General features: G+C 61.2%; 10 protein-coding genes and 1 pseudogene. 7 read left to right on the forward strand and 4 right to left on the reverse strand.

Annotation, left to right across the window (positions count from 1 at the left end; translation table 11 throughout):
• Both FH08_RS0132685 and FH08_RS0132690 read left to right on the forward strand, forming a co-directional pair.
• Window positions 1–266 (forward strand): sensor histidine kinase (locus tag FH08_RS0132685; RefSeq protein WP_031362404.1); only part of this gene is annotated, 266 nt, incomplete at its 5' end.
• A gap of 189 nt (window positions 267–455) precedes the next feature.
• Window positions 456–752, forward strand: a complete 297-nt coding sequence (locus FH08_RS0132690) for an acylphosphatase (protein WP_031362405.1) — start codon at window positions 456–458, stop codon at window positions 750–752.
• 311 nt (window positions 753–1,063) lie between these two features.
• Here the strand turns inward: FH08_RS0132690 and FH08_RS52075 are convergent, their stop codons facing one another.
• A complete protein-coding gene (locus FH08_RS52075) occupies window positions 1,064–1,633 on the reverse strand; it encodes a hypothetical protein (RefSeq protein ID WP_152602971.1) in 570 nt (189 codons plus the stop codon).
• Between the two features lie 239 nt (window positions 1,634–1,872).
• Complete coding sequence (egtD, locus tag FH08_RS0132700) at window positions 1,873–2,853, reverse strand: L-histidine N(alpha)-methyltransferase (RefSeq protein ID WP_051888712.1); 981 nt, start codon at window positions 2,851–2,853, stop codon at window positions 1,873–1,875.
• Window positions 2,854–3,422: 569 nt separating this feature from the next.
• Here egtD and FH08_RS0132705 point away from each other — a divergent pair.
• Window positions 3,423–5,681: a response regulator gene (locus FH08_RS0132705; RefSeq protein ID WP_051888713.1), complete on the forward strand. Its 2,259-nt coding sequence runs from the start codon at window positions 3,423–3,425 to the stop codon at window positions 5,679–5,681.
• Here FH08_RS0132705 and FH08_RS0132710 read toward each other — a convergent pair.
• Together FH08_RS0132710 and FH08_RS0132715 are read right to left on the reverse strand one after the other, a co-directional pair.
• Window positions 5,668–6,969 (reverse strand): ATP-binding protein, encoded by a 1,302-nt coding sequence (locus tag FH08_RS0132710; protein ID WP_051888714.1) that lies wholly within the window; start codon window positions 6,967–6,969, stop codon window positions 5,668–5,670. The genes FH08_RS0132705 and FH08_RS0132710 overlap by 14 nt on opposite strands.
• Before the next feature lie 155 nt (window positions 6,970–7,124).
• The gene (locus tag FH08_RS0132715; protein WP_031362410.1) at window positions 7,125–7,895 is read right to left on the reverse strand and encodes a response regulator; all 771 of its coding nucleotides are present in this window, start codon (window positions 7,893–7,895) and stop codon (window positions 7,125–7,127) included.
• A gap of 247 nt (window positions 7,896–8,142) precedes the next feature.
• Between FH08_RS0132715 and FH08_RS0132720 the strand changes: the two genes are divergently transcribed.
• The 4 genes and pseudogenes from FH08_RS0132720 to FH08_RS0132735 form a co-directional block, all read left to right on the forward strand.
• A complete protein-coding gene (locus FH08_RS0132720) occupies window positions 8,143–8,892 on the forward strand; it encodes a response regulator (protein WP_031362411.1) in 750 nt (249 codons plus the stop codon).
• A 155-nt stretch (window positions 8,893–9,047) separates the two neighbouring features.
• Window positions 9,048–9,392: a hypothetical protein gene (locus FH08_RS0132725; RefSeq protein ID WP_031362412.1), complete on the forward strand. Its 345-nt coding sequence runs from the start codon at window positions 9,048–9,050 to the stop codon at window positions 9,390–9,392.
• Window positions 9,393–9,668: 276 nt separating this feature from the next.
• Window positions 9,669–10,037 carry a hypothetical protein gene (locus FH08_RS0132730; protein ID WP_031362413.1) on the forward strand — a complete coding sequence of 123 codons (369 nt, stop codon included), beginning with the start codon at window positions 9,669–9,671 and terminating at the stop codon, window positions 10,035–10,037.
• A gap of 202 nt (window positions 10,038–10,239) precedes the next feature.
• Window positions 10,240–10,613 (forward strand): annotated as a pseudogene (locus FH08_RS0132735) (hybrid sensor histidine kinase/response regulator); the annotation flags it as partial.

Consider the following 10,613-nt stretch of genomic DNA (forward strand, 5'->3'; position numbering starts at 1 on the left):
TTCAAAACGCAGGCGAGATTCCCGTCAATGTATTGCCGACCATTTTTGCGCCGTATCGGTCGGGACAGCCGCAGCAGGAAACCGGCGGGCTTGGACTTGGGCTCTACATCACGCGCGAGATTGCGCAGATGCATGGTGGACGAGTGGAAGTACGTTCAGACGCGGAAAACGGCACGGTCTTCGAAGTGACGTTGCCGCGCGAAGCGGTGGTGCGGCGAGCGGGTGGAAACGCGGCCGATGGAGCGCAGCCGTTCCGGTTGGGGTGAAGGCGAAGCGGTGCGTTGATGACTGCTTTGTGCCGCGTGTTGATTTCGTGCTGGATGAGGCCAGTAATCCCATAGGTGCTGCCGGTTTTTCTGGTCTTGTCTAAAATGCGGCCTATTGACGTTCGCCGGATGTGCCTTCGGCATAAATAGGGCGGCGTGACGAATCAGCACTAATCGGGAGAAGCAAACATGCCGAGTCCAGACCTGGATATTCGAATAGAAACGTATTACGTGCACGTGAAGGGGTTGGTGCAAGGAGTCGGATTCCGCCACGCGACAGTGCGCCGGGCGCATGCGCTGGGTGTTCGCGGCTGGGTGGCCAACCTGGAGGACGGATCGGTTGAAGCGATGATCCAAGGGCCGGCGAACCAGGTCGACCTGATGCTCGAATGGCTGCGCAGAGGGCCGCCGCATGCGCGGGTCACGGATCTGGTCAGCGAGGAGCGGTATATCGAGAAGCGCTTTGAGCGGTTTGAGCAGCACTGAGGGTTTTTTTGAGAGAAACCTGGACGAGTTTTGGTTCTGAATTTCCTAAGTTGAACGTCCGTGAGCAAGTACAAATTACCTTCTTTCGGCGGCCGGAAGCTCCTCAATCTTGACCTCGGGGTGTGAGGGCGCTAGACTGCGAAAGCTGGTTGCAAGAACCTTTGGGAGGCCTTTCCGGAACGTACGGGTCTACTCAATTGGGCACAGAATCATCCGGGATTCTGAGGCAGTGGTAGCGTAGAGTAAAAAGTTGCGCTAGTCCCCGACTACCTTTGTGCTAAGGGGGTGTTCCGCCTGCCGTTTTCCAGCTATCAAAGGGTCCCTATCTCGGGGCCCTTTGCATTTGTATCTCTAAAAGCCGTTACGACTGAATAGTAGAATTCGCGGCTGCTCCGGTCGACCATCGGCTCCAGCACTACACTACCGTTTCCACCTTTGACCACGATGGGTTTGTGTTTCCCCCGCGTGCTGGCGAACTCGCAATGAATTTTGGCGCGACGAGTCAGTACCCGCGCGACAAACGCTGATACAGCCGTCACGTTGTCCGGAGACACCGCTTTTGTAGACAGCTTGATCTCCTTCCAGTGTCCCTCCAGGATATGCACAGCTCCATATCCTCGATGGCGGCTCCAGTGCTCACCCAAAAGCAGATATACCGGTCCATTTTCAAAGGTGTGACCGGGCGCCACCATTTTTGGAAGTTCGCAAAACACAGCGCCGCCGCGTGGATGTTCGATTGCCCACAACGCGTCCGGCATGCCGGGACGGGGCCACCAGGACGACAGCACAATACATGGGCGCGCTCGTGGAGGTGACTGTACCGCCGTGCCGCCAAGCTTAGGAATACAAATTGGTCTTGCGAAATCGCGTTCATCGTCCATTGATTGTTCTTCAAAGACGTGAACGAAGATTTCGGTCGTATCGGTGAAGCCTGGAAGGTGGGTTTGTCAGGGTAACATATCGGTAAGTCATACTGAGCATTGCCTGGAGACTTTCACGCAACTCGCTTTCTTGACATTCGCGTCGCGTCGTGTCCGTCCATCAGACTACAACGTCAACCCGAAATCCCCAGGCTTCAACAAGCCCGGGGCGCCACAGGTATCGCCAATAACGAACCGCGTTACCTTGCCACCAGCAAACTCTCGGCAAATCCCCATTCTTCGTCCAGCCACTGCGCCGCGCATTCGAATCCCGCGTCCGCTGCCAACGGCCCCACCTCCTCACGAAGATATTTGTGGCTGCTCTCCGTCCAGATCGTCTCCCCTTCGCGGAATTCCACGGTCAATCCCGCCGCGCGAATGGTCGCGCTCACTGGACGCTTCGCACGCAAATGCATTTCCACGCTGCGGGCATCGGGATTGAAGCGCGCAAGATGCTCGAACGCGTCCAGCGGAATGTCCGCGTCCAGTTCGCGATTGATGCGCGCAAGCAGGTTCAGGTTAAAGGCGGCCGTGACGCCAATAGGATCGTCGTACGCCGGAATCAGCACCTCCAGCGGCTTGAGCAAATCCATCCCGAGCAACAACGAATCGCCCGGCTTGAGCATGCCGCGAATCGACTTCAAGAACCGCGTGGCTGCCAGCCGCGCAAAATTGCCGATCGTGCTGCCGAGAAACAGCACGAGCAGAACATCGCCCTCTTTCCGATTGGCACTGACTTCAGCCAGCCCGGCCAGATAGTCACGCTCGTAGCCCACGATCGAAATCCGTTCGATATCGCCCAGCTCACGCCGGCATAATTGCAACGCGGTGGGCGAAATTTCGATCGGACAGTATTCGGTCGGCCGCTTCTTGCACAGCGCCTCCAGGATTCGCCGCGTCTTGCGGCCGCTGCCGCTGCCGAGTTCGGCAACGGTCACGTTTCGCGGCAACGCGGCCACGATATCGGCGGCATGGGCGTTCAATACACGCTCCTCAGCACGCGTCACGCCATATTCCGGCAACGCGGTGATGACTTCGAACAAGGCGGAGCCAACCTCGTCGTACAAATACATCGATGGCAATTCTTTTTGCGGCTCGTGCGTGAGGCCTTCGTGAACGGCGGCGGCAAACGGGGAGGAAAAGCGCGTCGACTGAACGGCCTGCGTCGTGGCTTGGGGCATGAGGCGTCTCCATGTTGCCGCGTCGCAGCGCGCGCGGCGGGTTATCCATGACGAGAATTACGTGTCGCAAAACTTCTGACGAGAATGGGTCGATCGGCGATCCGGTCGATATGCGTGACAGGCGCCGATGAACCGGGGAGCGAAGTGGTTGGTTGAGCAAGAAGCGCGCACGGCGCGTGCATTTCCTGATCCAGGGACGGACATCGTGACGAAGGATGGGTATCCATACGCTCTGATACCCGTCCGTTCACGCACTGTCCGCCTAACAAATTCGCGTGGTGATCGACTCTACCCGTGTCTTCGAAATCACGCTGAAACCATCTCGGAATTAGGCCTGAATTGGGCCACTAAGCAATAACTACCTGTCTCCGGGTCGGTTTTTACACGTGTTATGTGAACGCCGTGGGGCGATAGCCGCGTGAAGGGGGCGCTCCAAAAGCCTCGGCCACGCGCGCGGGCACGTTCCCGAACTGGCGCAATGCTTGCTTGCTAGTTCCGATCACGTTGCAGCGCATCGACTTGAAAAATACTTCGCGCTGTCCTCGCCGTTCTCTCTTCAGTGCAGATTCATGACCGACTCAGCTAGTCCCGATCCCGTGATCGCACGTCTCGACGACACGGGTGCGTACAGCATCCCGGCGCCGCTCCAGCAACCCGACCCTGCGACACCAGCCGACAAGCCGTTCGGTTTTCATGGCGCCATACCGGCCGCTCCCGAGCCGGAAAGCCCGCCCGCCACGGATCGTCAGTCCGATGAAAAACCAGCCTTTTCGCTCGATACCGGCGGGTTTTTCCTGAGCGTGTTGAACGGCAGCACGGATTGCATCAAGATCCTGCGGCTCGACGGTACGCTCGAATTCATGAATGCCAACGGCATCTGCCTGATGGAAATCGATGACTTCGCGCCGCTCAAGGGTAAGCCGTGGGCGTCGCTATGGCCGGAAGAATCGCGGCATCTGCTGGCCGACGCGATCGATAACGCGCGGCATGGCCGTCCTTCGCGCTTCGAAGCGCTCTGCCCGACAGCGAAAGGCACACCGAAATACTGGGACGTCTCGGTGGCGCCGGTGAACGAGCCTGGCGGAGTGGAATGGTTTGTATCGATTTCCCGCGATATCACCGAGCGCGTGCTTGGCGTGCGTTCGCTCGATGCCGCGCTGCAAGAGCAAAAGCGCTTGAGCGAGGCGCTCGAACAGCATCGGGAGACGCTGGAGGGCCGCGTCGAAGAGGCGCTCGCGGCATTGCGGGCGATTGAAGCGGAGCAGCGCGAAACGGCGGCCGCGCTGGCGCAATCGCAGAAAATGGAAGCCGTCGGCAAGCTGACCGGCGGCGTGGCCCACGATTTCAACAATGTGCTGCAGGTGATTGGCGGAAACCTGCAACTCGCGGTGCAGGAATCGAACGGCAATGAGGCCCTGACGCGGCGCCTTACCAGTGCGCACGAAGCGGTCGAGCGCGGTGCGAAACTCGCGTCGCAATTGCTGGCGTTTGCGCGCCGCCAACCGCTTGAACCGGTGGCGCTCGATATTTCGCGGCTGCTGCGCAGTTCCGACGACATGCTGCGCCGCTTGCTCGGCGAAACCATCGAACTGGAAACGGTGGTGTCGGGCGGCTTATGGAACACGCTGGCCGATCCGAACCATTTGCAGAACGTGATCGTGAACCTGGCGATCAACGCCCGTGACGCGATGGACGGCGCGGGCCGTCTGACCATCGAGGCGGGCAACGCAATGCTCGACGACGAGTACACGCGCCATCACGACGATCTGGCGAGCGGCCAGTACGTGATGGTTGCCGTCTCCGATACAGGTTGCGGCATGACGCCGGAGACGCTGACGCGCGCCTTCGAGCCCTTCTATACGACCAAGGTCGAAGGCCGGGGCACCGGCCTGGGCTTGAGCATGGCCTACGGCTTCATGAAGCAGACCGGTGGCCATATCAAGCTCTATAGCGAGCCGGGCCACGGTACGACGGTCAAGCTTTATCTGCCGCGCTCGATGGAAGACGAGGCCGTGCGCGTACAGGCTGCGAACGATCCGGTAACGGGCGGCACGGAAACAATTCTGGTGGTGGAGGACGATCCGGACGTGCGCGCGACCGCCGTGGACATGCTGACCCAGCTGGGATATCAAGTGCTGAAAGCCGTGGATGCCCAGAGCGCGCTGAGTGTGCTTGAAAGCGGCGTGCACGTCGATTTGCTGTTCAGCGACGTCGTGATGCCGGGACCGATGCGCAGCGTCGAACTCGCCCGGCGCGCGAAGGAAATGCTGCCGGCGCTGGAAGTGCTGTTTACGTCGGGCTACACGGAAAACGCGATCGTGCACGGTGGCCGGCTCGATCTGGGCGTGGCATTGATCAGCAAGCCGTATCGGCGGGACGCGCTGGCCCGCAAGGTGCGCTGGATGTTTCGCACGCGGGTTTATGAGGCGCCCGATACGCCGGATGCGCCCGAAATGCCTCAGGCCCAGCCTCAACCTCTACGCGTCCTGATAGTGGAGGACGACGCCAACACCCGCGAAGCGACGCGCGAACTGCTGGAGTTGCTCGACGCGAAAGTGCTGGCGGTGGACAGCGCGCAGGCCGCGCTCGACCTGATCGCGCAGCAATTGTTCGATGTCCTGCTTACCGATGTCCGCATGCCCGGCATGTCGGGCCTCGACCTGGCCCGCGCAATGAAGCGCATGCAGCCGCGTGTGCATGTGGTGCTGGCATCGGGTTACGGGACGGGTATTGCGGCTGAGCTTGGCGACGAGCTGAGTGGCGCGACATTGCTGCCGAAGCCATTCAACTTCGATGAACTCGAACAGGCGGTGTTCAGGAAGCCATGACGGCTTCGGGCACACCGGCGGTGTGTAAAGCCGCGCTGCAGCCTGCTCGGACGGGTTCTTCCATGGGAATGACGATCCGCACGGTCAGGCCACCGTCGGCCGCGTTGCCGATATCGCAGCGCCCGCCAAGTTCGTGCGCGAGGCGTCCGACGATAGCGAGTCCCAGTCCGCAATGACCGTCGCCCGCGCGCGCCGGGTCCAGGCGGACAAACGGCTTGCGGGCATCGTCCAGACGCTCGGGCGGAATCCCGTCGCCGTAATCGCGTACCGTGATGAACCACTCGCCATTGCGCTTGCCTGTGCTGATGTCGACGGGCGGGGCGCCGTGTTCCAGCGCGTTATCGACCAGATTGGTCACCAGCCGGTCCAGCAAGGTGCGCGGCAAGTGGAATGTCTTGCCGGCGCCCAGCTCGAGGCGGAACAGGGGAGCGTCTTCTGCTTCGTCCTGCGCGAACTGCTCCGCGAGAAAATCGTCCACGTTGATAGCCGGTCCGCTCGTCGGCACGTTCGCGGCGAACTCCAGGAACTGCTGCACGATGCGCGTCAGGGAGTCGATGTCGCGAATGAAATGCGCGCGCTCCGCGTCGTCCTGCACCAGCACGCTCGCACGCAGCTTCAGGCGCGTGAGCGGTGCTTTCAGATCGTGCGCGATGCCGGCAAGCATGACGGCCTTCTCGTCGTCGGCGTCGTTGATCCGCCGCATCATCTGGTTGAACGCGCGGATCAGGTCGCGTAGCTCATGCGGACCGCGCTCGTCTACCGGGACCGGCCGCTCGCCCGCGCCGAACTGACGCGCGCCTTGCGCCACGCGCGACAACGGCCGCTGCAGTTGCCACGCCGCGACCAGCGACAGGATCACGGCGGCCAGCAACATACCCACCGATTCAATCAGGATAGGCGGCGGGGGTGGCAGGTCGACCGGCGTCACGATCCAGTTCGGACTGTTCGGATAACGCACCCAAAGACGCTGCGCGTGCCTGGGGCCATCGACGGCGAGTCGCGTGCCCGGCGGCAGCACGTTCCTCAACTCACGCAACAAATGCACGACGGGACCGTTGTCGGGCTCGCGCAACGTGATGCCTTCAGGCAGGTTCGATGACAGCACCAGCTGCACGCTCAAGGCGGGTGCGAGCCGCACGCCTTGACGCGCGTCGTCGTTGGCGGCCGCCAGTACGAGCATCAATCCACGCGCGTAACCTTCCGCGTCGTGATGCGGCCGCTGTACGGTGAGCACCGTGAACCAGCAGGCCTGCACGGCAAACAGCACGACCAGTGAAATGAGCGCCATGCGCCCGAACAGCGTGTTGAACGGATTGCCGCGACCCGACCGGTTGCGGCTCCAGACGCGAGCTAACCCGGTACGATCCGACCCGTCACGTCCCGAGCCGGTGCGGGCGCGTTGGCTGCCGCGCGAACCGTGATCTCGCGCCGTGCCGAGGACTCTCATACCGTCGACGCCCGATCAGGCGAGGCGGACGCCGGCTGCGTCGCTGTGTTTGTGTTCCGTGTACCGTCGGGATCGGGAATGAACACATAACCCTGGCCGCGCACCGTCTGCACATGACGTGGACTGGCCGGATCTTCCTCAATAATTCTGCGCAGCCGCCAGATTGGCACGTCGAGGCTGCGGTCGCTGAAGGTGCTGTCGTCGCGATGCACGAGATCGTGGATCAGCACGCGAGACAAGACTTTGTATGGATGCCGTACGAGCACCTTGAGCAACGCGAATTCGCTGTCGCGCAAGGGAATGCGCTCGTCGCCGCTCACCAGCGCACGCGTGATGAAGTCGAGTTCGAAACGGCCGAAGCGTTCGCTCGCGCAGGCTTCAGGGCGTCCCGTGGACGCTGGCGCGCGCCGCCGCAAGACGGTGTCGATGCGGGCGAGCAATTCGCGCGGATCGAAGGGTTTGGCCAGGTAATCATCCGCGCCGAGCTCCAGCCCTTCCACTTTGTCCGTCACGCTGTCGCGCGCGGTGACGAAGATCACGGGGATGTCGTCACCGGCGGCCCGCACCTGCCGAAGTGCAGCGATGCCGTCCATGTTCGGCATCATGATGTCGAGCACCACGATGGAAGGGCGTGCATATTCCAGACGCCGCCGCAGGCCGGTGCCATCGTGAAGGACGGAAACGTCGAGCCCGCGCGTTTTCAGGAAGCGGCTCAGCAGGTCGCACACGGCCAGGTCGTCGTCGACGATCAATACGGAAGTAGTCATGGTGAAATTTTAGCTGGCATCGTAAAAGTGCGGTTTTTCATCTACTCAAAGATGGTTACCGATTCTTACCCAAAACTCCCGCAAAAATGACCGGTCGGAGAGCCTTGAAAAGCCCGTACGCGTTGACCCGGGCGGGTAAGCGCTTTGATCAGACGGTTTGAACACTTCCTTGCCGTGCAATTCGATGAAAGAAGCGGAAAGGAATCGGTGTCGCGAAAAGGCGCTTCGGCGTCTTAAAATGAATCGCATGACCCATCATGTCCTTCTCGTCGACGACGACCCCGTAGTGCGCGACCTCGTTCGCGAATATCTGCAAGGCAACGGCCTTGCAGTCTCGGTGCTGCACGACGGTACAGGCCTTAAACGACGTCTTGACGTCGAGCGGCCCTCCATTGTCGTGCTCGACGTGATGATGCCCGAGCAGGACGGCATCAGTGCGTTGCGCGAGTTGCGTGCGGCCGGCGACGACATCCCGGTGATCTTCCTGACAGCGCGCTCGGATGTGATCGATCGCGTGATCGGCCTCGAACTCGGCGCCGACGATTACCTGGCCAAACCCTTCGATCCGCGCGAACTGCTCGCCCGCATCCGTACGGTCCTTAGACGTCGCGACGCGGCAGCGCCGGGCGCGCCGGAGGACCGGCCGCCTTACCGCTTCGGTCCCTACGAAGTCGATTTTGCCGCGCGCGAACTGCGTCACAACGGCGAACGTGTGCCATTGCGTTCCGGCGAATTCGCGACGCTGAAAATCTTCGTGAAAAACGAGATGGTCGTGCTCACGCGTGCACAGTTGAACGAGAAGCTGCGCGGTCAGGCGGGGTCCTACAGGGACCGTAGTCTCGATGTGTCCATATGGCGGCTCAGGCGCTTGCTCGAAGCCGATCCATCCGACCCGCGCTATGTCCAGACGGTCTGGGGACAGGGCTACATCTTCGTGCCGCACGGCGAGACCGGCGCGGTGGAGCGGGCCATGCGGCGGGCATCGACCGAAGCGTGAAGGATGATCGGGGCCTTTCCCAGGCCTCGCTCGTCGAATCGGCCGATGAATATGTATCCGCTGAAATGATCCGTTACCAACTGCATCAGTTATTTCTTCTATACCCGCATAAGATCACTTCCATAGTCCCGACCACGGGATCTGGAGAACTCAAAATGAAACGCGTAGCTGCAGTGTTGGTGTTGGCCGGAAGTCTTGCCATCTCGGGTCAGGCGTCCGCACACGGGGGTGGCGGAGACGGCGGCGCGGTTGTCGGCGCGTTGCTGGGCGGTGCGGTGATCGGCGCATTGGTGGGGTCCGCTGTGGCTCAGCCGGTGTACGCACAACCTGTCTATGCACAGCCGGTGTATCAGCCGGTCTATGCGCAACCCGTCTATGCACAGCCGGTCTACGCGCAACCTGGGCCGCCCCCGGGATACTGCTTCGACAACTACCGCCGTGCTTATGTACCGTGCGCACCGCCGCCGCAGCAAGCTTATTACCAGCAACAAGGCTGGTAAAACCGAAGTACTTCGACATGACAAAACCGGGCTGACAAGCCCGGTTTTTTGTTTTATGCGGCCCGAAACCATTCGACGTGTCGGGCAAAAGCTGGTCAAAGGACCAATCCAAGGTCACAACTACTGCTGGCGCGCGTTGCCCGGAACGCCCGCCAGGCAAGCGTTACCGCCCATCGAATAGCTGCTTGCGCGGCATGCCCCTTGCACTGGATTGAGGGCGAGCGTTGCGACTTAAGTCCTGCGCAACGCACTCAACGGTAGTTCAAGGAGGCTGTAATGAAACACGTATCGAAGAAGATTTTGGTGTCTGCGCTGGTGCTTGGTCTTTCGGGCGTTGCGGGTGGTGTGTACGCGCAGGCGGGCGGAGGAGGTGGGGCAGGCGGCGGCAGTGCGGGAGGCGGCTCAGCGGGCGGAGGATCGGCCGGTGGCGCGGGCGTGGGTGGCGGCGGTGGGATGGGCGGAGCCAATGCGGGCGGCTCAAACGGGGCTGGAATGAGTGGTGCGCCGGGCGGCAATGCAGTGGGCGGCGGAATGGGAACGGGAACCGGCTCCTCGCCCAATATGAAGAGCAATGGTTCCAGCGCAAATAATAATTCGACCACTGCATCACCAAATGGTAGTGGGACAATGTCAAAGCCGCAGTAACAGGGTTGGATGTTTCGCTTGTCCCCGGGAATCGGGCTGACGGAATCTGCCAGGCGCTAACAGCTGGCAGGACCGCCCTGAGCGCGATCAAACCCACCCTGGCGCCAAGCGAACCCAACGTTGGAGCCCTGACGCTTTGCACTCTTCAGATTCCGCACTCGACTTGCCATTGCCATTGCGCAATTTTGCCGCGACCCGGCGGATGCTGTTGGTCGTGCTGGCGGCATCGATTCTTTTCCCGATCGTGTTCCTGCTCGGCTACGGTTATTACGATTACCAGCGCCGCATGAGCGAATCCGACGATATCGCCGACCGTGTGGCCCGTGTCGCCGACGAACAAGCTGTCAAGGTGCTCGACCTCAACCGCGAAATCGCGACGCGTATTGTGGAAATGCTCGCCGACAGCGACGACGCCCATATCAGCGCGAATCAAAAAGCCATCCATGACCGCCTGAGCGTAATCGGCGATTCGTTTGACCAGGTGGCGGGCATCACCATCTTTGGCGTGAACGGCGCCATGCTGGCCAGCAACCGCTTTTTCCCGGTGCCAGCCGTCTCGATCGCTGATCGCAATGA

The organism is Caballeronia sordidicola, assembly GCF_000729995.1.
Classification (GTDB): Bacteria; Pseudomonadota; Gammaproteobacteria; order Burkholderiales; family Burkholderiaceae; genus Caballeronia; species Caballeronia sordidicola_A.